This is a genomic window from Pseudomonas frederiksbergensis (assembly GCF_003732665.1).
Classification (GTDB): Bacteria; Pseudomonadota; Gammaproteobacteria; order Pseudomonadales; family Pseudomonadaceae; genus Aquipseudomonas; species Aquipseudomonas frederiksbergensis_G.
Genome location: NZ_MOBP01000003.1, coordinates 79,661 through 102,289, shown reverse-complemented (window position 1 = coordinate 102,289; position 22,629 = coordinate 79,661). Strand labels below are relative to the sequence as shown.

Sequence of the window (22,629 nt, the reverse complement as noted above, 5' to 3'; positions counted from 1 at the left end):
AAAGCTCCTGGGACCTCGTAGTACCTGTCCTACAAACTAAAGGTCAGGCATCCACCATCGCCATCGCCTCCTCGACATCCACTGCCACCAAGCGTGAGCAACCCGGTTCGTGCATCGTTACCCCCATCAGTTGATCGGCCATTTCCATGGCGATCTTGTTGTGGGTGATATAGATGAATTGCACCGTCTGCGACATCTCTTTGACCAGCCGTGCGTAGCGTCCAACGTTAGCGTCATCCAGTGGCGCGTCAACTTCATCGAGCATGCAGAACGGCGCCGGGTTCAATTTGAAGATGGCAAAAACCAGGGCCAATGCGGTCAGGGCTTTTTCGCCACCGGAGAGCAAATGGATGGTGCTGTTCTTCTTTCCTGGCGGCCGCGCCATGATCGTTACCCCTGTATCGAGTAGATCTTCGCCCGTCAGTTCCAAATACGCGCTGCCTCCACCGAAAACTTTCGGGAAAAGTGCCTGTATTCCGGCATTGATCTGATCAAAGGTATCTTTGAAGCGGTTGCGGGTTTCTTTGTCGATCTTGCGAATCACGTTTTCCAGCGTATCCAGCGCTTCCACCAGATCGTCGTTCTGCGCATCCAGATAACGTTTACGCTCGGATTGTTGCGTGTATTCGTCGATAGCCGCGAGGTTGATCGCGCCGAGGCGCGCAATGCGTGCGGCAATCCGCTCCAGCTCTTCCTCGGCCTCTTTCTCGTTGGCCTCGGCCACCAGGGTCGCGATCACGCCGTGGAGGTCGTAGCCGTCTTCGAGCAACTGATCTTCAAGAGTTTTGCGGCGCACGGTCAGGGCTTGCCATTCCATGCGTTGGTGTTCGAGCTGGCCTCGGATCAATTGCGATTGCTGCTCGGCCTGATTTCGGCGTTTCTCAGCGTCACGCAGTTCACGGTCAGCGTCCTCCATGGCCGTTTGCGCGGTCTTGAGTTCTTCGTCGACGGTCATGCGCTTGTCGAGCAACTCTTCGAGTTTCAAGCGCAGCTCTTCCAGCGGCGCCTCGCCCTCTTCCAGATTGAGACTGAGTTGTTCACGCTTCTCGGTCAGGCGCTCGGATTGCATCTCCAACCGTTCCAACGCCTGACGCGTGGAATCGTGCTGCGCCTTGAGCGAGCCCAGACGCACCGCCAATTGATGGGCGTGATCCTTATGCTGCCGGGCTTCCTGACGCACCCGGTCGAGGCGTTCGCGCAAGCTGTCGCGCTGGGCCAGCAGCAATTCGCGCTGTTCAGTGTCCAGCGCCATCGCGTCGAGGGCTTCCTGCAATTGCAGGCGCGCCTCGCCGATGTTTTCGTGCTCCAGGGCGCGTTGTTCGCCCAGCTCGGTGAGTTCTTCATCGAGACGAGTGCGGCGCAAAGTCAGTTGTTCGGCCTTGGCTTTACCCGCCGACAACTGGGCTTTCAATTCGCCTTGCTGACGGGCTTCGTCTTGCAGCAGACGGCGCAAATGTTCGCGACCGTTTTCCTGCTGCCGCTGTTGCGCCCGCAGGTTTTGCAGTTCGGTTTCGAGGGTTTCGACCGTGGCTTCACGCTCTTCACGCTCAAGGCCCAGTTGCTGGATTTCCTGGCCGCGAGCGAGCACGCCGCTTTCCGCTTCACTGGCGCGACGCACGCGTAAAAAGTGTCGACCGACCCAGTAACCGTCGCGGCTGATCAGGCTTTCACCGGCGGCCAATTGACTGCGCAAGGCCAAGGCCTGCTCAAGACTTTCCACCGGTTTGACCTGCCCCAGCCATGGCGACAAATCAAGCTGCGCCTCGACCTTATCCAGCAAGCTGCCGGCCACTCGAACGCCATCGCTGGCGGGGCTGAGCAAACGCAAATCGCCCTGGGCAAACCCGGCCAGATCAAAATCACCGAAGTCATCCACCAGCACCGCTTGCAGGTCGGCGCCGAGCACGGTTTCCACCGCCAGCTCCCAACCGGCCTCGACCTTCAGGCCTTCGGCCAGGCGCGGGCGATCCGCCAGATTCTGTTCGCGCAACCATTCGGCGGTGCCGGTGCCCGGATCCAGAGCGGCTTGCTGCAAGGCTTCCAGAGACGCGAGACGACCGTTGAGGCGCTGCAAATCCCCTTGGGCCTGTTGCTGCGCGGTCAACGCGTGCTGCAACTCCTGACGCAGTTGTTCAAGCTTTTCGACCTGAGCCTGTTCACTGGTCTGCAAATCTTCAAGGGTCGCTTCGGATTCAGCGAGCTGCTCGCTGAGCGCCATGATCGCCGCGTCTTCCGGGTCGGCCGAGAGCAACGCCCGCTCCTCCCCCAGACGCTTCTGCCGGTCGGCCAGGCGCTCCATGCTGGTTTCCAGCTGCTGGATCCGCGACTGCTGCACTTCGGACTGGCGACGGGGCTCGGCGGCGGTGAGGTTGAAAGTGTCCCACTGCTCCTGCCACGCGTGCATGGTGGTTTCGGATTCTTCCAGCGCGGCGGCGGCCTCTTCGGCAGCGGCGCTGGTGACTTCCTGCTCTGGCGTGAGCTGGTCCAGCTCTTCACCGAGGGTCAGGAGCAAGGTGCGGTCATGGCCCAGGTGCGATTCGGTTTCCAGACGCGCGCGCTCGGCTTCCTTCAAATCGTCCTGCAACTGGCGCAAGCGTTGCTGACCGTGCTGGATACTTTGCTCGACCCGGGCGATGTCGCCGCCGACCGAATAGAAGCGCCCCTGCACCAGATTGAAGCGTTCGGACAGGTCATGGTGACCGTCGCGCAGGCGTTCAATCGCCGCATCGGCGTTGCGCTGTTCGGCGACCAAGGCTTCGAAGGTGATTTCCTGGTTGCCGATGATCGCTTCGCGCTGCCCCACCTGTTCGTTCAACGCCTGCCAGCGCAGGGCCGACAGTTGCGCCTTGAGCTGACGCTCCTCGCCTTTGTATTCCTGATACTTCTTCGCCGCCTCGGCCTGGCGGTGCAAGCGTTCGAGTTGACGCTCAAGCTCGTCGCGCAGGTCGGTCAGGCGCGCGAGGTTTTCGTGGGTGCGGCGGATTCGGTTTTCAGTCTCGCGCCGACGCTCCTTGTACTTGGAGATCCCCGCCGCTTCTTCAATAAAGTTACGCAAGTCCTCGGGCTTGGCTTCGATCAGCTTGGAGATCATGCCCTGCTCGATGATCGAGTAGCTGCGCGGCCCCAGGCCGGTGCCGAGGAAGATGTCGGTGATGTCACGACGACGGCATTTGGTGCCGTTGAGGAAGTAGCTGTTCTGGCTGTCGCGGGTGACTTTGCGACGAATCGAGATTTCCGCATAGGCGGCGTATTCGCCAACCAGGGTGCCGTCGGAGTTGTCGAACACCAGTTCAATGCTCGCCTGGCTGACCGGTTTACGGCTGGTGGAGCCGTTGAAGATGACGTCGGTCATCGACTCGCCACGCAGGTTCTTGGCCGAGCTCTCGCCCATCACCCAACGCACGGCGTCGATGATGTTCGACTTGCCGCAACCATTGGGCCCGACCACCGCCGCCATGTTACTGGGGAAGTTCACCGTGGTCGGGTCGACGAAGGATTTGAACCCCGCCAGTTTGATGCACTTGAGCCGCACGCTTAAGCGACCGTCAGGGCGGAAACCACCAGATCGCAGCTGCGCTGGGCATAGGCCGTAAGCACTACGCGAATCTGCGGGAAGTCACGGGCAATCACGGCGGCGAGCAGGCGCTGGAACAGTTCCAGGAACTCGCTCATCTCGGCCTTGCGCTGTTCCAGGGCGAGGAAATACGCGCGGCTCATGGCCGGCTGCAGATTCTCGACGGTTTCCTGCAAGTACGGGTTGTTGGCGAACGGGTACGCGGCGCGCATCACGCTGAAGCTGTCGTCAACGAAGGTGCGGATGTCCTGGCGCTCGTAACTGGCGGTCAGGCGCTGCTGGATCTGCACGAACGGCGCGAGGTCGGCCTGGACTTGCCAACCGGTAGCCACGGCGTTGCCGAGCAAGATGTACAACTCGCTCATCAGCGTGCACAGGCTCTGGACCTTGTGCGGCGTGAGTTCGGTCACGTGGGCGCCCCGTCGCGGCAAAATCGCGATCAGGTGGCGACGCTCGAGGATCAGCAAGGCCTCACGGACCGAACCGCGACTGACATTGAGGGCCAGCGTGACCTTCTGTTCCTGGATGCGCTCTCCCGGCTTCATTTCGCCGCGAATGATGCGTTCGGCGAGGTGGTGAGCAATTTGCTCGGCGAGGCTGTCCGGCGCCTTGAACGTCATGGTTGTCCTTCAAACTCTTCGATCTGCACAAGCGGCGCAGTGTAGCGCAATTGGTACGTCATGGCGGAGTGCCCACCCGGCGGTTTTTGGCACGAATTAAGCAAAAAGCAGGCTAGCGCGTGAGGGTCAATACTGTTGAAACGCGCTGTTGATCGCCAAAACGGGTTTTCCTGACCTTTAAGTCAGAAAATCATTGACCGAAAAGTCAGACCTGATAAATTCGGCTCAATCGGTTAACAACAATAATGAGTCTGCGAGGCCTTCCGTGATCCAGTTTTTACTAAACCAGGAACTCCGTAGCGAGCACGCCCTGGACCCGAACCTGACCGTGCTCAATTACTTGCGCGACCATGTGGGCAAACCCGGCACCAAAGAAGGCTGCGCCAGCGGTGACTGCGGCGCGTGCACCGTGGTGGTCGGCGAATTGCAGACGGATGACGACGGCCGCGAACACATTCGCTATCGCAGCCTCAACTCGTGCCTGACGTTCGTTTCGTCGTTGCACGGCAAACAACTGATCAGCGTCGAAGACCTCAAGCACCAGGGCGAACTGCACAGCGTGCAAAAAGCCATGGTCGAGTGCCACGGCTCGCAATGCGGCTTCTGCACACCGGGCTTCGTCATGTCGCTATTCGCCCTGCAAAAGAACAGCGACGCACCGGATTCCCATAAAGCCCACGAAGCCCTGGCCGGCAATCTCTGCCGTTGCACCGGCTATCGGCCGATCCTGCAAGCCGCCGAACAGTCCTGCTGCGGCAAGCAACCGGACCAGTTCGACGCCCGCGAGGCCGACACCATCGCCCGCCTCAAAGCCATCGCCCCCACCGACATCGGCGAACTCAACAGTGGCGACAAGCGCTGCCTGGTGCCGCTGACTGTCGCCGACCTGGCCGACCTCTACGACGCTTACCCACAGGCCCGCCTGCTGGCCGGCGGCACCGATCTGGCGCTGGAAGTCACGCAGTTCCACCGCACCTTGCCGGTGATGATCTACGTCGGCAACGTCGCCGAGATGAAGCGCATCGAACGCTTCGACGATCGCCTGGAAATCGGCGCCGCCACCGCCCTCTCCGATTGCTACGATGCGCTGAAAAGCGAATACCCGGACTTCGGCGAATTGCTGCAACGCTTCGCCTCTCTGCAGATCCGCAACCAGGGCACCCTGGGTGGCAACATCGGCAACGCTTCGCCGATTGGTGACTCGCCGCCGCTGCTGATTGCTCTGGGCGCGCAGATCGTTTTGTGCAAAGGCGAAACCCGCCGCACCCTGGCCATCGAGGATTACTTCATCGATTACCGGGTCACCGCACGCCAGGAAAGCGAGTTCATCGAAAAGATCATCGTGCCTCGGGCCAGTGCCGAACAACTGTTCCGCGCCTACAAGGTGTCGAAGCGTCTGGACGATGACATTTCCGCTGTCTGCGCCGCGTTCAACCTGCGCATCGACAACGGTGTTATCGCCGATGCCCGCGTCGCGTTCGGCGGCATGGCGGCCATCCCGAAACGCGCAAAAAACTGCGAAACCGTCCTGCTCGGTGCGCCGTTCAACCATGCCACGGTCGAACGCGCCTGCGCCGCTCTGGCCGAGGATTTCACGCCGCTCTCGGACTTCCGCGCCAGTAAGGAATATCGCCTGCTCAGCGCGCAAAACCTGCTGCGCAAATACTTCATCGAACTGCAAACGCCGCACATCGAGACTCGGGTGACCGCTTATGTCTAATCATCACGCTGTAGAGAAGACCCAAGCCGAACTGGCTGAATTGTTCGCCAAGGACCTGACCACCGGTGTCGGCCGCAGCGTCAAGCACGACAGCGCCGCCAAGCACGTGTCCGGTGAAGCGCAGTACATCGACGACCGGCTGGAATTCCCCAACCAGTTGCACGTTTATGCACGGCTGTCGGACCGCGCCCACGCGAAAATCATCAGCATTGATACCCAGCCGTGCTACGCCTTTGAAGGCGTACGCATCGCCATCACCCACGAAGACGTGCCGGGGCTGAAAGACATTGGGCCGTTGCTACCGGGCGATCCATTGCTGGCCATCGATACGGTGGAATTCGTTGGCCAACCGGTGATTGCCGTCGCGGCGAAAGATCTGGACACCGCACGCAAAGCGGCGATGGCGGCGATCATTGAATACGAAGATCTGGAACCCGTTCTGGACGTGGTTGAAGCGTTAAGAAAGCGCCACTTCGTGCTCGACAGCCACACCCACCAGCGCGGCGATTCGGCCGGCGCGTTGGCGACGGCCGAACATCGCATCCAAGGCACGCTGCACATCGGCGGCCAGGAACACTTCTACCTCGAAACCCAGATTTCTTCGGTGATGCCGACTGAAGACGGCGGGATGATTGTCTACTGCTCTACGCAAAACCCGACCGAAGTGCAGAAGCTCGTAGCCGAAGTGCTCGACGTGTCGATGAACAAAATCGTCGTCGACATGCGCCGCATGGGCGGTGGTTTCGGCGGCAAGGAAACCCAGGCGGCGAGCCCGGCGTGTTTGTGCGCGGTCATTGCGCACCTCACCGGCCAGCCGACCAAGATGCGTTTGCCACGGGTTGAAGACATGCTGATGACCGGCAAGCGTCACCCGTTCTACGTCGAGTACGACGTCGGCTTCGACAGCACCGGGCGCCTGCATGGCATCGCTTTGGAACTGGCGGGCAACTGCGGCTGCTCGCCGGACTTGTCGGCGTCGATTGTCGACCGTGCGATGTTCCACGCCGACAACTCGTATTACCTGGGCGATGCGACCATCAACGGTCATCGCTGCAAGACCAACACCGCGTCGAACACCGCTTACCGTGGCTTCGGCGGCCCGCAAGGCATGGTTGCCATCGAAGAAGTGATGGACGCGATTGCCCGCCATCTGGCCCTCGATCCGCTGTCGGTGCGCAAGGCCAACTACTACGGCAAGACCGAACGCAACGTCACCCATTACTACCAGACCGTCGAGCACAACATGCTCGAGGAAATGACCGCCGAACTGGAAGAAAGCAGCCAGTACGCCGAGCGCCGCGAAGCGATCCGGCGCTACAACGCCAACAGCCCGATCCTGAAAAAAGGCCTGGCGCTGACCCCGGTGAAATTCGGTATTTCCTTCACCGCCAGTTTCCTCAACCAGGCCGGTGCGCTGGTGCACGTCTACACCGACGGCAGCATCCATTTGAACCACGGCGGCACCGAAATGGGCCAGGGTCTGAACACCAAAGTCGCGCAGGTCGTGGCCGAAGTGTTCCAGGTGGAAATGGACCGCGTGCAGATCACCGCGACCAACACCGACAAGGTGCCGAACACCTCGCCGACCGCTGCTTCCAGCGGCGCCGACTTGAACGGTAAAGCCGCGCAGAACGCCGCAGAAATCATCAAGAAACGTTTGGTTGAATTCGCGGCCCGCCAGTACAAGGTCAGCGAAGAAGACGTGGAATTCCACAACGGCCACGTGCGGGTTCGCGACCATATCCTGACCTTCGAAGCGCTGATCCAACAGGCGTATTTCGCCCAGGTTTCGCTGTCCAGCACCGGCTTCTACAAGACCCCGAAAATCTTCTACGACCGCAGCCAGGCCCGGGGTCGTCCGTTCTACTACTACGCCTTCGGTGCGGCGTGCTGCGAGGTGATCGTCGACACCCTGACCGGCGAATACAAAATGTTGCGCACCGACATCCTCCACGACGTCGGCGCCTCGTTGAACCCGGCCATCGACATCGGCCAGGTCGAGGGCGGTTTCATCCAGGGCATGGGCTGGCTGACCATGGAAGAACTGGTGTGGAACAACAAAGGCAAGCTGATGACCAACGGCCCGGCGAGTTACAAGATCCCGGCGGTGGCGGACATGCCGCTGGACCTGCGGGTGAAGCTGGTGGAGAACCGCAAGAACCCGGAAGACACGGTGTTCCATTCCAAGGCTGTGGGTGAGCCGCCGTTTATGCTCGGCATCGCCTCGTGGTGTGCGATCAAGGACGCCGTGGCCAGCCTCGGCGACTACAAGCATCAACCGAAGATCGATGCGCCGGCGACCCCGGAGCGGGTGTTGTGGGGGTGTGAGCAGATGCGGCAGTTGAAGGTGGCGAAGGCTGTCGAGGCTGAGCCGGCGGAGTTGGCTTCGCTCTGAGACCGAGGCGTGGCCATTCGCGAGCAAGCCCGCTCCCACAGGGGAATGCATTCCAAATGTGGGAGCGGGCTTGCTCGCGAAGAGGCCCGAACAGACAACAACGATGTCGAGGTGAATATGTACAACTGGATCGACGCCCTCGCCGACCTGCAATCCCAGGGTGAACCCTGCGTGTTGGTGACCATCATCGAAGAGCTCGGCTCGACGCCGCGCAATGCCGGTTCGAAGATGGTCATCAGCGCCACCCAGACCTTCGACACCATCGGTGGCGGGCATCTGGAATACAAGGCGATGCAGATCGGCCGCGAGATGCTCGCCAGCGGCAAGCAGGACACGCACCTGGAGCGCTTCAGCCTCGGCGCCAGCCTGGGTCAGTGCTGCGGCGGCGTGACGGTGTTGCTGTTCGAACCGATGGGTCAGGTCCAGGCGCAGATCGCCGTGTTCGGCGCCGGTCATGTCGGCCGCGCCTTGGTGCCGCTGCTCGCCAGCCTGCCCTGCCGGGTGCGCTGGATCGATTCCCGGGAGGCGGAGTTCCCGGAACAGATTCCCCACGGCGTGCGTAAAATCGTCGCCGAAGAACCGGTGGATGAAATCGACAATTTGCCCGCCGGCAGCTACTGCATTGTCATGACCCACAACCACCAGCTCGACCTCGAACTCACTGCCGCGATCCTCAAGCGCAACGACTTCGCCTACTTCGGCCTGATCGGCTCGAAGACCAAACGGGTGAAGTTCGAACATCGCCTGCGCGACCGCGGCTTTGACAGCAGCGTGCTGCAACGCATGCGCTGCCCGATGGGCATCGGCGAAGTCAAAGGCAAGTTGCCTGTGGAAATCGCCATCTCCATCGCCGGCGAAATCATCGCCACCTATAACGCGAATTTCGGCCAGCAGACCGCCAGCGCCGGATCATCGATTGCCAAACTGCTGCCCGTTTCACGCCGCAGCCAAGCCTCCAACTGAGAACTGACATGCCTTTGACTCGCAAAGCCTACCGTGCCGCCATCCTGCACAGCATCGCCGACCCTGCCGAAGTCGGCATCGAAGCCTCCTATGAGTATTTCGAGGACGGTCTGCTGGTGGTCGAGAACGGCCAGATCAGCGCCATCGGCCACGCCACCGAGCTGCTGGCGACCCTGCCGGCGGACATCGAGATCATCCATTACCAGGATGCACTGATCACCCCGGGCCTGATCGATACCCACATTCACTTGCCGCAAACCGGGATGGTCGGCGCCTACGGCGAGCAACTGCTGGACTGGCTCAACACCTACACCTTCCCGTGCGAAAGCCAGTTCGCCGACAAGGCCCACGCCGATGAAGTGGCGGACATCTTCATCAAGGAACTGCTGCGCAACGGCACCACCACCGCGCTGGTCTTCGGCAGTGTGCACCCGCAATCGGTGAACTCGTTCTTCGAAGCCGCGCAGCAACTGGACCTGCGGATGATCGCCGGCAAAGTGATGATGGACCGCAACGCGCCGGACTACCTGACCGACACCGCCGAATCCAGCTACGTCGAAAGCAAGGCGCTGATCGAGCGCTGGCACGGCAAGGGTCGCTTGCACTACGCGGTCACCCCGCGTTTCGCCCCCACCAGCACCCCGGAACAACTGACCCTCGCCGGGCAGTTGCTCAGTGAATACCCGGATCTGTACATGCAGACCCACATCAGTGAAAACCTTAAAGAAGTCGAGTGGGTTAAGGAGCTGTTCCCGGAGCGCAAGGGCTACCTGGACGTTTACGATCACTACCAGTTACTGGGCGAGCGCTCGGTGTTTGCCCATGGCGTGCACCTGTGCGAAGACGAGTGTGCGCGGTTGGCGGAAACCGGCTCGGCGATTGCCTTCTGCCCGACCTCGAACTTCTTCCTTGGCAGCGGCTTGTTCAATCTGCCGATGGCCGAGAAGCATAAGTTGAATGTCGGTTTGGGTACGGACGTGGGCGGCGGCACCAGTTTCTCGCTGCTGCAAACCTTGAACGAAGCGTACAAGGTCATGCAGTTGCAGGGCGCGCGGTTGAGCCCGTTCAAGTCGCTGTACCTGGCCACCCTGGGCGGTGCGCGGGCGCTGCGGCTGGAAGACAAAATCGGCACGCTGCACGCCGGCACGGATGCGGACTTCCTGGTGCTGGACTACAACGCCACGCCGCTGCTCAGCTATCGCTTGAAACAGGCCAATAACATTGCCGAAACGTTGTTTGTGTTGATGACGCTGGGGGATGACCGGACGGTGTTGCAGACCTATGCGGCGGGGAAATTGGTGCATCAGCGTTAAGGTTTCTTCGCACCGATCGTTCCCACGCTCTGCGTGGGAATGCAGCCCGTGACGCTCCGCGTCACTGGACGCGGAGCGTCCCTAGAGGCATTCCCACGCGGAGCATGGGAACGATCAATCCCCCGCAATCGCTGGTTGCGGGGGATTTTTTTGTGTCCTTGAGGCTGCCTTCGCGAGCAAGCCCGCTCCCACATGGAATCTGCGTCGTCCACACATATTGTGTTCGCTAGAGATCCCATGTGGGAGCGGGCTTGCTCGCGAAGGGAGCGACTCGGTCTTTCAGATTTTCGCGGAAGACCGCCCAGGCTTTTTGGTCTGCAACAAATGCGAGAACACCGCATGCAAATCATCCGACGCACTTTCTTCGTCGAGGTTGAGTTTGCTGTCGATGTGATCCATGTGATGCATCATCAAGTCCACCGCCAACTCACCGTTGCGCGCTTCGATCGCGTCGATCAACTGGGTATGTTCATCATAAGAACAGTGCGAGCGGTTGCCGCTTTCGTACTGGGCGATGATCAACGAGGTCTGGGACACCAGGCTGCGCTGGAAGCTGATCAACGGGGCGTTCTTCGCCGCTTCGGCCAGTTTCAGGTGGAATTCCCCCGACAGACGGATGCCGGCGCCGCGATCACCACGGGAGAAGCTGTCGCGTTCGTCGTTAACCATCTGCCGCAACTCGGCAATCTGCTCGGCGGTAGCGTGTTGCACCGCCAGTTCGGTAATCGCCCGCTCCACCAGACGCCGTGCGAGGAACACCTGGCGCGCCTCTTCGACGCTCGGGCTGGCGACGACCGCGCCACGGTTCGGTCGCAGTAAAACCACGCCTTCATGGGCCAGGCGCGACAGCGCACGGCGAATGATGGTGCGGCTGACCCCGAAAATTTCCCCCAGCGCTTCTTCGCTCAACTTGGTGCCGGGCGCCAGGCGCTGTTCGAGGATGGCCTCGAAGATATGCGCGTAGACAATATCGTCCTGGGTCCCGCTGCGGCCGGCTTTGCCTGCTCGCGGTTGTTTCTTTAGGGGCTGCAACTGTTCGTTCATGGGCACTCGAGTCGGGAGAACTGCGGCGAATAGACCGTGACTGTAATACGGCACAGTGGGTCGCTGGCAAGTATCGCGTAAAAAACACCGCGATTGTACACAATGGATGGTGGCAACACGACTGTATGGCTGTTTGCGGCCTCGGCTGTATTGCAACGGTCCGTTACATTTGAGTTTAGGCTTGAACCCGCAATCCGCTGCATAAACGCAATTCCCATGTGGGAGCGGGCTTGCTCGCGAAAGCGGTGTGTCAGTCAACATAGATATCGCCAGATACACCGCTTTCGCGAGCAAGCCCGCTCCCACAGGGGGTGCAGCGTCGCTACGGACATTTTCATACGTATAAGGAACACCGCTGTCATGAACGACGCCACGCAAACCCAGCTGCGCCCATGGGCCGACACGTCACCGTCGGCCATCGTGGCCGGTTTCATCGCGATGATGACCGGCTACACCAGTTCCCTGGTCCTGATGTTCCAGGCCGGACAAGCGGCGGGGCTGACCAGCGGGCAGATTTCTTCGTGGATCTGGGCGATTTCCATCGGGATGGCGGTGTGTTCGATTGGCCTGTCCCTACGTTATCGCACGCCGATCACCATCGCCTGGTCGACCCCCGGCGCAGCGTTGCTGATCACCAGCCTCGGTGGCGTGACCTACGGCGAAGCCATCGGCGCCTACATTACCTGTGCGGTGCTGGTGACGATTTGTGGTTTGACCGGCAGCTTCGAACGGCTGGTAAAAAAGATCCCGGCATCGCTGGCGGCCGCATTGCTGGCGGGGATTCTGTTCAAGATCGGCAGCGAGATTTTCGTCGCCGCCCAGCACCGCACCGCCCTCGTGCTGGGGATGTTCTTCACGTATCTGGTGGTCAAGCGCCTGTCGCCCCGCTATGCCGTGCTTGCCGCGCTGTTGATTGGCACGGCGTTGTCGGGGTTCATGGGGTTGCTGGATTTCAGCGGTTTTCATCTGGAACTGGCGACGCCGGTCTGGACCACGCCGCACTTCTCGTTCGCGGCGACCATCAGCATTGGTATCCCGCTGTTCGTGGTGGCGATGACTTCGCAGAACATGCCGGGCATCGCCGTGTTGCGCGCCGACGGCTACAACGTGCCGGCCTCGCCGCTGATCACTACCACCGGCATCGCCTCGTTGCTGCTGGCGCCGTTCGGCTCCCACGGCATCAACCTGGCGGCGATCAGCGCGGCGATCTGCACCGGGCCACATGCCCATGAAGATCGCAACAAGCGCTACACGGCGGCAGTGTGGTGCGGGATTTTCTACGGGATTGCCGGGGTGTTCGGCGCGACGCTGGCGGCGTTGTTTGCCGCGTTGCCGAAAGAGTTGGTGCTGTCGATTGCGGCGCTGGCGTTGTTCGGCTCGATCATCAATGGCCTGAGCATTGCCATGAGCGAAGTGAAGGAACGGGAAGCGGCGCTGATCACCTTTATGGTCACGGCGTCGGGGCTGACGCTATTTTCCATCGGCTCTGCGTTCTGGGGGATTGTCGCGGGGGTGTTGACGTTGGTGATTTTAAATTGGCGTAAAGCCCCGTAGGAGCATGGCTTGCCCGCGATGGCGCACCTGAGATCGCCATCGCGGGCAAGCCTTGCTCCTACGGCGAAGGCGTTTTCGAGATCGCCATCGCAGACCAAGCCATGCGCCCACAAAAAACAGGCATAAAAAAACGGCGACCCTTAGGTCGCCGTTTTTCAGAACATCAAGCTACCGGATTGATCGGCTTTTCCGGATACCAGACGTCGATCAGCGGGCTGACGGTTGCTTCGGTCAGTTCGCTGCGGCCCTTGAGCCAGGCTTCAACAGCAGCGCGCTGCTCTTCGGACACCGAGCCACGCTTCTGCAGGCAAACCAGACCGAAGTCGTCGCCGCCAACATAGCCCAGACCATTGGCTTCCATGGCTTCTTTCAGGAACGCGTCGAGGAAAGCATCAATGGCTTCATCAGCCAAATCTTCTTTGAAATCCAGGTTCAGTTCGAAACCCAGCTCTTGAAATTCATCGACGCACAGTTTTTTGCGCAGACGCTGGGAACGGTTAGTCGCCATTGGAACAATCCTCATAAGTAATAACGGGCGGCACTTTAGCAGTTTAAGGCGCCAATTGCCCGTTCCGCAGTGGCGGCCAGCCTACCGTCGGTAAAAAAATAGCGGATTAGAAGGCTCAAGCACGGCACAAGCCGTTACACCTTGGGGCATAATGCCGACACTTTCATGACCACCGGGGGATTTTATCTTCATGCCCTCACCTTTTTTCCCCTCGACTGCAGGGTTTTATTTCACATGATCAAATCTTTACGCCCACTGCTTCTCGCCAGCCTTCTTCTCCCCCTGGCCCTCCCTGTTTCCGCCGCGCAGATCAACACCTCGCTGACGCCCAATGTTGAAAAAGCCCTCAAGGCCAGCAAGTTGCAGGACAGCGCCCTGTCCCTGGTGATGCTGCCACTCGACGGCCCCGGCACCCCGACCATTTTCAATGCCGACGTCTCGGTCAACCCGGCCTCGACCATGAAACTGGTCACCACCTACGCAGCCTTGGAAATGCTCGGCCCCAACCATCAGTGGAAAACCGAGTTCTACACCGACGGCACCCTCAGCGGCGGCATCCTCAACGGCAACCTCTACCTCAAGGGTGGCGGTGATCCGAAGCTGAACATGGAAAAACTCTGGCTGCTGATGCGCGACCTGCGGGCCAATGGCGTGACCCAGGTCACCGGCAATCTGGTGCTGGATCGCGGCTTCTTCATGCAACCGCAACTGCCCGAGTTCAATGACGACGGCAATGACGAGAACAAGCCATTCCTGGTCAAGCCTGACTCGCTGATGGTCAACCTCAAGGCCCTGCGTTTTGTGGCGCGCAACGACAACGGCAAGGTGCTGGTGTCGGTAGAGCCGCCGATTGCGACGATCAACATCGACAATCAGGTCAAGGCGATCAACTCCAAACAATGCACCGGTGGCGTGCGCTACAACCCGGTGACCCAGGCCGATGGCAGCGTAACCGTGACCGTTGGCGGCCAGTTGGGTGAAGGCTGCAGCTCGCAGACTTACCTGTCACTGCTTGACCACGCGACCTACACCGCCGGCGCCGTGCGGGCCATCTGGAAGGAATTGGGCGGCAGCATCCAGGGCAAGGATGTGCTGGCTCCTACGCCGAAAGACGCCAAGGTCCTGGCCCGGGCGTTTTCGCCGGACCTGGCGGAAATCATTCGCGACATCAACAAATACAGTAACAACACCATGGCCCAACAACTGTTCCTGAGCCTGGGCCAGAAGTTTCGCAACGATGCCGACGGTGACGATGCGAAGGCTGCCCAACGCGTCGTGCGTCAGTGGCTGGCCCAGAAAGGCATCACCGCGCCGCACCTGGTGATGGAGAACGGCTCCGGCCTGTCCCGCGCCGAACGGGTCAGCGCCCGCGAAATGGCCGGTATGCTGCAAGCCGCGTGGCACAGCCCGTACGCCGCCGAGTTCATCAGCTCGCTGCCGATTGCCGGCACCGACGGCACCATGCGCAAACGCCTGAAGACCACCGCCATGCGCGGTGAAGCCCACATCAAGACCGGCACCCTGAACACTGTGCGTGCGATCTCCGGCTTCAGCCGCGACATCAATGGCAACACCTGGGCCGTGGTCGCGATCCTCAACGACAAAGCCCCGTTTGGCGCCTCGTCGGTACTGGATCAAGTGCTGCTGGACCTGTATCGCCAGCCAAAAGTCCCGGCTACCGCTTCGGTACTCTAAATCACCACAGATCCAAATGTGGGAGCGGGCTTGCTCGCGAAGAGGCCGTGTCAGTCGACATCCGCGTTGACTGACACTCCGCATTCGCGAGCAAGCTCGCTCCCACAGGGGTTCGGCGCCAGACACAATTCCTCTGATCAACCACAAATCAATTGTGGGAGCGGGCTTGCTCGCGAAGGCGGTGTGTCAGCCAACATCAACGCTGAATGCTAGATCGCATTCGCGAGCAAGCCCGCTCCCACAGGGTTAACCGGCAGCGTTAGTGCGGCTGGGCTTCCACTCGATCTCGACCCGCCTGCTTCGCCGCATAAACCCCCGAATCCGCCCGCAGCAACAGCGCATCCGCGCCTTCGCCGACTTGCCAACTGGCAATCCCGAAGCTGGCGGTGACGGTGCCGACGCCATCAATCGGTGAGCTGCGCAACGCTTGCCACAGTTGCAGGGCCAGGACGTGGGCGTGTTCGCCGTTGATGTCCGGGCACAGCACCATGAATTCTTCCCCCCCCAAACGGCAGAACACATCGGTGCGGCGCAAGCGATGGCCGATGCGTTCGCACACCGCTTGCAGCACCCGGTCGCCCACCGCATGGCCATGTTGGTCGTTGATGCGTTTGAAGTGGTCGATGTCGAGCATGATCACCGACAATTCGCCGCCACCGCGTTCGACACGGGCCATTTCCATGGTCAGGCGTTCCTGGAAATAGCGGCGGTTGTGGATGCCGGTCAAGGAATCGGTCACCGACAGCGCGCGCAGTTCTTCTTCCACCCGCTTCAGATCGGAAATGTCCGAGATGTAGCCGTGCCAGAGCACGCCACCACCGGGCAGTTCCTCCGGGGTTGCCTCGCCCCGTACCCAGCGCAAGCCGCCGACTGGCAGTTGCACGCGGTATTCCTCGCGCCAGGGGCTGAGGGTGTCCGCCGAGGCGCGGATCGAAGCGCGGACGCGAGTCGAGTCCTGTGGATGAATACGGGTGAAGATCGCCTCGGCGTTGAGTAGCAACACATCCGGCTCCAGTTCATAGATGTCGCGGATACCGTCGCTGGCGTAAATCACGCTGAAGCGCCCGTCGAATTCCATCTTGAATTGGTAAATGCCGCCGGGTACGTGGGCACTGAGTTTTTTCAGCAACAGGTCCCGCGCCGCCAGGGCTTCGTGGACCCGTTTGCGCTCGGTGATGTCGATGCAGATCGCCAGGTGCCCGACCCACAGCCCCTGCTCATCCAGCACCGGCGTGGCCAGCATGTTCACGGTGAGGTGGCTGCCGTCCTTGCGCACCAGCGTCCACTCCCGGGCCTCGTGACCACCCTCCTCGCCGCCCTCCACCAGCATCGCCTGGCAGGTCGGGATCAGCTTGCCGTAACGGGCGCTCAACTCCGCCGAGCGCGCCACCAACTCACGGGGAAAGTGCAGGTTCTCCAGGGTCATGTGCCCTACCACTTCGGCGGCGTCATAACCGAGCATCTGTTCGGCGCCGGCGTTGAAGGTGCTGATGACCCCGCGCAGGTCCGTGGCGATGATCGCCACCTGGGTCGCGGCATTCAGCACGCCGCGCAACTGACCATGGGTGCCGCGCAGTTCTTGTTCGCGGGCGCGCAGTTCCTGGGTGCGTTGCTCGACCATTTTCAACGCCCGTTGCCGCTGGCTCACCAACACGTAGAGCAAGGCACTGAGCAACACGCTGAGCAAGCCGCCGAGTACCACCAGGCTGCTCACCGACGAATGGTTGGCTTGCAGGAAGGCTTCGCTGGGCTGGATATCAACCTGGTAGTCATGGTCGGCCAGACGCAGCAAGCGGCTCGCGGACAACTCACTGGCGGCCGGCGTGTTCGGTGACTCATACAGCACTTCGTGTTGATCGCTGGTGGACAGGTCGAGAATGCGCACCGTCAGATAATCGTGACCGGCCTCCGGCAAACCGTCGGCCAGCAACTGGCGCATGCTGATCACCGCCATGACATAGCCGAACGGCTTGGCTGTCGGGTCTTCACCACCTTCACGGCGAATCACCGGCGCCACCAGCAACACGCCCCGGGCATAGGCTGGTTCGACACTCACCAGGTGCATCGGCTGTGAAACCGCCATGCCGCCCCGAGCGCCCGCCCTCTCCAGGGTGGCCCGGCGCAACGGCTGGGCGAGCAAATCGTAGCCCAGGGGCGAACCGAGGCGACTTTGTGTCTGGCTATAGAGCACCACCACGTACTCATCGCGCTCCGCCGCCAGTTGCAGTTCGCCAGCAGGATTGAGCTCACGGATGGAAAAGTCCGTCAGCCCTTCGGCGCGCACCTGCTGCTCGAACGCCGGACGTTCTTCACGGGACACACGTTGGGCGAACGAGTAGGCCTGGGTGCGGTGCAATAAAGGTTTGGTGTAGCCATCGAATTCGGTACGGGACACCGATTCGGAGTTGGCGAAGAAACGGCGCAGGCCGTCGAGGCGCTGCTCTTGATCATCGAAACGTTCTTCGATTCGGCTGTAACGCTCACTGGCCAGCAGTTGGAAGCGTTGGCGCAATTGATGGTGAAACAGATTCAGCGTGGCCCAGGCCAGCAATCCCGTGAGAATCCCGCCAGCGAGCAATACCAGTATCGCGACCAGCCAGGCCGAGACATCTTCGCTGATAAAACCCAGGATCTTGGGGCGCACGGCGTGCAACGACATAAACGCAACTCAAAACGCCAGGTGCCGGAAAAGCCCATTGGCCATGGGTTGAGTTATAGCTATTAGCCACTAATTTGGCCAGCCCTGAACAGAATCCAAGAGCCTTTAAAAATCAAGGCTCTGTGGATCCAATCAAGCCAAGTGTCAGCGGGCCGTGATTTTCCAGGCGCGGTGGATCTTGCCGTTGCGGGCAAAGTCCGGATCGATGGTCTTGTCGGTGATTTCCTCGACCGCATAACGGGTGGTGAGGTTCTCCTCCAGCACGAACTTGCGGAAGTTGTTAGAGAAGTACAACACCCCACCCGGGGCCAGGCGCGCCATGGCCAGGTCGATCAACTGCACCTGGTCACGCTGCACGTCGAAGATCCCTTCCATGCGCTTGGAGTTGGAGAAGGTCGGCGGGTCGATGAAGATCAGGTCGAACTCGTCACGGCAGGCGTCAAGCCAAGCCATCACGTCGCCCTGCTCCAGACGGTTCTTGTCGGAGAAGCCGTTCAGCGACAGGTTGCGCCGCGCCCAGTCCAGATAGGTTTTCGACAGGTCGACGCTGGTAGTGCTACGCGCGCCACCCTTGGCCGCGTGAACACTGGCGGTCGCGGTGTAGCAATACAGATTGAGGAAGCGCTTGCCGGCCGCCTCTTTCTGGATGCGCAGGCGCATTGGCCGGTGGTCGAGGAACAGCCCGGTGTCGAGGTAGTCGGTGAGGTTGACCAGCAGCTTCACGCCGCCTTCGTTGACCTCGACAAACTTGCCCTGGGCCGCTTGGCGTTCGTACTGCTTGGTGCCGCTCTGACGCTCGCGGCGCTTGACCACCACGCGGCTCTTGTCGATGTTCAACGCCTGGGGAATGGCCGCCAGGGCATCGAACATGCGCGCCGAGGCTTTTTCCGGGTCGATGGACTTCGGCGCGGCGTATTCCTGGACGTGGACCCAATCCTGATACAGGTCGATGGCCATCGAGTATTCAGGCATGTCGGCGTCATACACGCGGTAGCAGTCGATGCCTTCACGCTTGACCCACTTGCCCAGGGCCTTGAGGTTCTTTTGCAGGCGGTTGGCGAACATCTGCCCGCCTTCGCTCAAGCGCGGTTGCTCGATCACCACCGGGGCCGGTTTGATCGGGTTGCCGTTCTTGTTGTACTTCTCGTACTTGCCCGGTGCCACGTCGTTGTCAGCGACTTCGACTTCAGCCTGCTCGCGCTCGACCTGACGCTGTTCCGGGGTGCGGCGTTCGCCGGTGACGAACTGATCCGGGGTGACCTTGATCAGCAGCAACTTGCACGGCAACGCGCCGTTCCAGAACGAATACTGCTTGTGGCTGCGGATGCCCATGCGCTTGCCCAGGTCCGGGGCGCCGGTGAACACGGCGGCTTCCCAGTTCAGGCAGGCTTGGCGCAGGCGTTCGCCGAGGTTCTGGTAGAGGTAAAGCAGACTTGCCTCGTCGCCCAGACGCTCGCCGTACGGCGGGTTGCAGATGACCAGGCCTTTCTGGTTTTGGTCCGGGCGCGGCTCGAAGGTGCCGACTTCGCCCTGGTAGATCTTGATCCACTCACTCAGGCCTGCGCGCTCGACGTTGTTGCGGCCCGGTTGAATCAACCGAGGGTCAGCTTCATAACCGCGAATCCACAGCGGTGGCTTGGCCAGGCCGGCGGCGCAACGCTCGGTGGCTTCTTCGTGGAGTTTTTTCCACAGGGCCGGGACGTGGCCCAACCATGCGGTGAAGCCCCACTGCTCGCGACGCAGGTTCGGCGCCATGTCGGCGGCGATCATCGCCGCTTCGACCAGGAAAGTACCGACACCGCACATCGGGTCAGCCAACGCGCCGCCTTCGGCTGCAATGCGTGGCCAGCCGGAACGGATCAGGATGGCGGCCGCGAGGTTTTCTTTCAGCGGTGCCGCGCCCTGCTGCAAGCGATAGCCGCGCTGGTGCAGGCTGTGGCCGGACAGATCGAGGGACAGGATCGCTTCGCCACGGTCCAGGCGCAGGTGAATGCGCAGGTCCGGGTTGAGCTTGTCGATGGACGGACGGTCGCCCTGGGGGGTGCGCAGTTTGTCGACGATGGCGTCCTTGACCTTCAAGGCGCCGAAGTGGGTGTTGTCGATGCCCGAGCCGTGGCCGCTGAACTCAACGGCCAGGGTGCCGTCGTTGAGCATGTGGTCTTGCCACTCGATATCGAGCACGCCGTGGTACAGGTCTTCGGCGTCCTTCATCGGGAAACGCTTGAGCACCAGCAGCACCCGGTTCGCCAGACGCGACCACAGGCACAGGCGATAAGCGGTTTCCATGGTGGCCATGCCGCGCACGGCCGAGGTGTGTTCACGCGCTTCTTCAAGGCCAAGCCCGACGGCTTCCTCGATGAGCAGGCCTTCAAGGCCTTTAGGGCAAGTGAGGAAGATTTCGAATTGATCGGACATTGGAATTTCAGAGCCTTTGGCTAAGTGAACCGACAACGCATTGCCGGTCCGGTTTTCAATCAGGCGCTTTTCTAAAAGAGCGCCCGCGTGGCACGAAGGTGTGCCGTCCCACCCTGGCTGCTCGGGTTAAAAGAGCTTAGATGCCAGGGCAGATAAAAAAGTTGATGCAACAAAATGTCATAAAGCGACCCTTCGTCGAATAGTACCCCAGCGCAAACGTGGGTCATTCTCACTAAAGGATTAACCCCGTCATACACTGCGGGGCTGATCATACCGGGGTTTGGCCAATAAACACGGGACAAACATCGTGTTACTTATGGCCATAGCATCTTTATGGTTACGTCCTTATGACAAAAAGATCATTCCCTCGATGTGACCTATTGGTTAGAACTCAACACAGGTTGACGTCGCAACGGCGTCAACACCTTGGCTCGTGACGCCGGCAGCGAGCCGCCAACGGCAGAGATTTTCTGCCAGACCTCGATTGAGGTCGACGCGATAAATACAGTCAACAAGTGAGGGCAACACCCTATGAGAAGACTTAAGCGTGATCCGTTGGAAAGAGCATTTTTGCGCGGATATCAATATGGCGTTGGTGGCAAATCCCGTGAGCTTTGCCCATTTACTCTACCGTCGGTACGCCAAGCCTGGATTAACGGCTGGCGCGAAGGACGCGGCGACAACTGGGACGGTATGACCGGCACTGCGGGAATCCATAGACTCAACGAACTTCACGCCGTTGGCTAACAAAGGGCCTGACACTGCAACACAATCATCTGAATACGTAACACCTTAACCACGCACGTCCCATCCGGACGGCGGGCTCCGGCCCAGGGGCACCTTCGAGGTGCCCTTTTTTATGCCTGCTCAATCTTAAGCCACACACCTATCAACTATGGGAGCCAACTGTGGGAGCGGGCTTGCTCGCGAATGCGGTGTATCAGTCGACGTCAACGCTGAATGACACACCGCTTTCGCGAGCAAGCCCGCTCCCACAAGGGGGTTTAGCGCAGGGCGGCTATGGCGTCGACGGATTCACGAATCAGCGCCGGGCCTTTATAGATGAAGCCCGAATACAACTGCACCAGGCTCGCACCCGCAGCGATTTTCTCAGCCGCGTGCTTGCCTTCGGTGATGCCGCCCACCGCGATGATCGGCAAGCGCCCGGCCAACTCTGCCGCCAGCACCTTAACGGTATTGGTGCTCTTGTCACGAACCGGTGCGCCGGACAAGCCGCCCGCCTCGTCGCCATGTTCCATGCCTTCGACGCCAACCCGGCTCAGGGTGGTGTTGGTGGCAATCACCGCGTCCATCCCGGTTTCGATCAGTGCTTGCGCCACCTGTGCGGTTTCTTCGTCGGTCATGTCCGGGGCGATCTTGATCGCCAGCGGCACATGTTTGCCGTGGCGCAACGCCAGTTCAGCCCGGCGCTGGGCCAGGTCGGCCAGCAATTGCTTGAGCGAATCACCGAATTGCAGGCTGCGCAGGCCCGGGGTGTTCGGCGAGCTGACGTTGACCGTCACGTAACTGGCATGGGCATAGACCTTGTCCAGGCAGATCAGGTAGTCGTCCACTGCCCGCTCAACCGGCGTATCGAAGTTCTTGCCGATGTTGATGCCCAGCACGCCCTTGTACTTGGCAGCCGCAACCCGGGCCAGCAGGTGATCGACGCCGAGGTTGTTGAAACCCATGCGGTTGATGATCGCCTCGGCTTCCGGCAAGCGGAAAATCCGTGGTTTCGGATTACCCGGCTGCGGACGCGGAGTAATCGTGCCGATTTCGACGAAACCGAAACCCAACTGGGCAAAACCGTCGATGGCCGCGCCGTTCTTGTCCAGACCGGCCGCCAACCCCACCGGGTTCGGAAATTCCAGGCCCATGACTTTCACCGGCATTTTCGCCGGGGCCTTGCACAGCAAGCCGTTGAGGCCCAAACGCCCGCCCGCGCCGATCAGGTCCAGGGACAGATCGTGGGAGGTTTCCGGGGAAAGTTTGAACAACAGCTGACGGGCCAGGGTGTACATGGGCGGGTTTGACTCGGATGGCGGCGAAATGAGGCGGCGATTATAGCCGGGCATCGGGGTCGCAAGCGAGGCGCACACGCAAATCAACGCTCGATGGCATATGCCTTGCACCGGCATAGGCATATGCACTCATGCCAACGGCGGG

The 22,629-nt window shown here is 60.7% G+C and carries 14 protein-coding genes; 7 read left to right on the top strand and 7 right to left on the bottom strand.

Annotation, left to right across the window (positions count from 1 at the left end; all coding sequences use genetic code 11):
• Nucleotides 1-43 precede the first annotated feature (43 nt).
• Both smc and BK665_RS04590 read right to left on the bottom strand, forming a co-directional pair.
• Nucleotides 44-3,532 carry a chromosome segregation protein SMC gene (gene smc, locus BK665_RS04595; RefSeq protein WP_123403294.1) on the bottom strand — a complete coding sequence of 1,163 codons (3,489 nt, stop codon included), beginning with the start codon at nt 3,530-3,532 and terminating at the stop codon, nt 44-46.
• A gap of 2 nt (nt 3,533-3,534) precedes the next feature.
• The gene (locus BK665_RS04590) at nt 3,535-4,194 is read right to left on the bottom strand and encodes a GntR family transcriptional regulator (RefSeq protein WP_123403292.1); all 660 of its coding nucleotides are present in this window, start codon (nt 4,192-4,194) and stop codon (nt 3,535-3,537) included.
• A gap of 265 nt (nt 4,195-4,459) precedes the next feature.
• Between BK665_RS04590 and xdhA the strand changes: the two genes are divergently transcribed.
• The 4 genes from xdhA to guaD all read left to right on the top strand — a co-directional run bounded on the left by xdhA (nt 4,460) and on the right by guaD (nt 10,585).
• Nucleotides 4,460-5,914: a xanthine dehydrogenase small subunit gene (xdhA, locus tag BK665_RS04585; RefSeq protein WP_123403290.1), complete on the top strand. Its 1,455-nt coding sequence runs from the start codon at nt 4,460-4,462 to the stop codon at nt 5,912-5,914.
• Nucleotides 5,907-8,309 (top strand): xanthine dehydrogenase molybdopterin binding subunit, encoded by a 2,403-nt coding sequence (xdhB, locus tag BK665_RS04580; RefSeq protein ID WP_123403288.1) that lies wholly within the window; start codon nt 5,907-5,909, stop codon nt 8,307-8,309. The genes xdhA and xdhB overlap by 8 nt, the downstream gene beginning before the upstream one ends.
• Nucleotides 8,310-8,426: 117 nt before the next feature.
• Nucleotides 8,427-9,272, top strand: coding sequence for a xanthine dehydrogenase accessory protein XdhC (xdhC, locus tag BK665_RS04575; protein WP_123403286.1), 846 nt, complete (start codon nt 8,427-8,429; stop codon nt 9,270-9,272).
• Between the two features lie 8 nt (nt 9,273-9,280).
• Entirely contained in the window at nt 9,281-10,585 is a 1,305-nt protein-coding gene (guaD, locus tag BK665_RS04570; protein WP_123403284.1) for a guanine deaminase, read from the top strand.
• A 279-nt stretch (nt 10,586-10,864) separates the two neighbouring features.
• Here the strand turns inward: guaD and BK665_RS04565 are convergent, their stop codons facing one another.
• Nucleotides 10,865-11,629 (bottom strand): GntR family transcriptional regulator, encoded by a 765-nt coding sequence (locus BK665_RS04565; RefSeq protein WP_123403281.1) that lies wholly within the window; start codon nt 11,627-11,629, stop codon nt 10,865-10,867.
• 360 nt (nt 11,630-11,989) lie between these two features.
• Between BK665_RS04565 and BK665_RS04560 the strand changes: the two genes are divergently transcribed.
• Entirely contained in the window at nt 11,990-13,183 is a 1,194-nt protein-coding gene (locus tag BK665_RS04560) for a benzoate/H(+) symporter BenE family transporter (RefSeq protein ID WP_123403279.1), read from the top strand.
• A 163-nt stretch (nt 13,184-13,346) separates the two neighbouring features.
• Here the strand turns inward: BK665_RS04560 and BK665_RS04555 are convergent, their stop codons facing one another.
• Complete coding sequence (locus BK665_RS04555; protein ID WP_007896965.1) at nt 13,347-13,691, bottom strand: YggL family protein; 345 nt, start codon at nt 13,689-13,691, stop codon at nt 13,347-13,349.
• Nucleotides 13,692-13,925: 234 nt separating this feature from the next.
• On the opposite strand from BK665_RS04555, the gene dacB reads away from it, so the two are divergent.
• Entirely contained in the window at nt 13,926-15,386 is a 1,461-nt protein-coding gene (dacB, locus tag BK665_RS04550) for a D-alanyl-D-alanine carboxypeptidase/D-alanyl-D-alanine endopeptidase (protein WP_123403277.1), read from the top strand.
• A 259-nt stretch (nt 15,387-15,645) separates the two neighbouring features.
• On the opposite strand, the gene BK665_RS04535 is transcribed toward dacB, so the two are convergent.
• A complete protein-coding gene (locus BK665_RS04535; RefSeq protein ID WP_123403275.1) occupies nt 15,646-18,045 on the bottom strand; it encodes a sensor domain-containing diguanylate cyclase in 2,400 nt (799 codons plus the stop codon).
• 144 nt (nt 18,046-18,189) lie between these two features.
• Complete coding sequence (gene rlmKL, locus BK665_RS04530; RefSeq protein ID WP_123403273.1) at nt 18,190-20,460, bottom strand: bifunctional 23S rRNA (guanine(2069)-N(7))-methyltransferase RlmK/23S rRNA (guanine(2445)-N(2))-methyltransferase RlmL; 2,271 nt, start codon at nt 20,458-20,460, stop codon at nt 18,190-18,192.
• 531 nt (nt 20,461-20,991) lie between these two features.
• Between rlmKL and BK665_RS04525 the strand changes: the two genes are divergently transcribed.
• Nucleotides 20,992-21,207, top strand: a complete 216-nt coding sequence (locus BK665_RS04525) for a BatR family protein (RefSeq protein ID WP_003223300.1) — start codon at nt 20,992-20,994, stop codon at nt 21,205-21,207.
• 257 nt (nt 21,208-21,464) lie between these two features.
• Here BK665_RS04525 and BK665_RS04515 read toward each other — a convergent pair whose 3' ends face one another.
• Nucleotides 21,465-22,484, bottom strand: coding sequence for a quinone-dependent dihydroorotate dehydrogenase (locus tag BK665_RS04515; RefSeq protein WP_123403271.1), 1,020 nt, complete (start codon nt 22,482-22,484; stop codon nt 21,465-21,467).
• Between the last annotated feature and the right edge of the window lie 145 nt (nt 22,485-22,629).

Bases quoted from the DNA above. Each gene is read 5' to 3' on its own strand.
- BK665_RS04590 (WP_123403292.1), bottom strand. From the start codon at position 4,194: ATGACGTTCAAGGCGCCGGACAGCCTCGCCGAGCAAATTGCTCACCAC.
- xdhB (WP_123403288.1), top strand. From the start codon at position 5,907: ATGTCTAATCATCACGCTGTAGAGAAGACCCAAGCCGAACTGGCTGAA.
- xdhC (WP_123403286.1), top strand. From the start codon at position 8,427: ATGTACAACTGGATCGACGCCCTCGCCGACCTGCAATCCCAGGGTGAA.
- guaD (WP_123403284.1), top strand. From the start codon at position 9,281: ATGCCTTTGACTCGCAAAGCCTACCGTGCCGCCATCCTGCACAGCATC.
- BK665_RS04565 (WP_123403281.1), bottom strand. From the start codon at position 11,629: ATGAACGAACAGTTGCAGCCCCTAAAGAAACAACCGCGAGCAGGCAAA.
- BK665_RS04560 (WP_123403279.1), top strand. From the start codon at position 11,990: ATGAACGACGCCACGCAAACCCAGCTGCGCCCATGGGCCGACACGTCA.
- BK665_RS04555 (WP_007896965.1), bottom strand. From the start codon at position 13,691: ATGGCGACTAACCGTTCCCAGCGTCTGCGCAAAAAACTGTGCGTCGAT.
- dacB (WP_123403277.1), top strand. From the start codon at position 13,926: ATGATCAAATCTTTACGCCCACTGCTTCTCGCCAGCCTTCTTCTCCCC.
- BK665_RS04535 (WP_123403275.1), bottom strand. From the start codon at position 18,045: ATGTCGTTGCACGCCGTGCGCCCCAAGATCCTGGGTTTTATCAGCGAA.
- rlmKL (WP_123403273.1), bottom strand. From the start codon at position 20,460: ATGTCCGATCAATTCGAAATCTTCCTCACTTGCCCTAAAGGCCTTGAA.
- BK665_RS04525 (WP_003223300.1), top strand. From the start codon at position 20,992: ATGAGAAGACTTAAGCGTGATCCGTTGGAAAGAGCATTTTTGCGCGGA.
- BK665_RS04515 (WP_123403271.1), bottom strand. From the start codon at position 22,484: ATGTACACCCTGGCCCGTCAGCTGTTGTTCAAACTTTCCCCGGAAACC.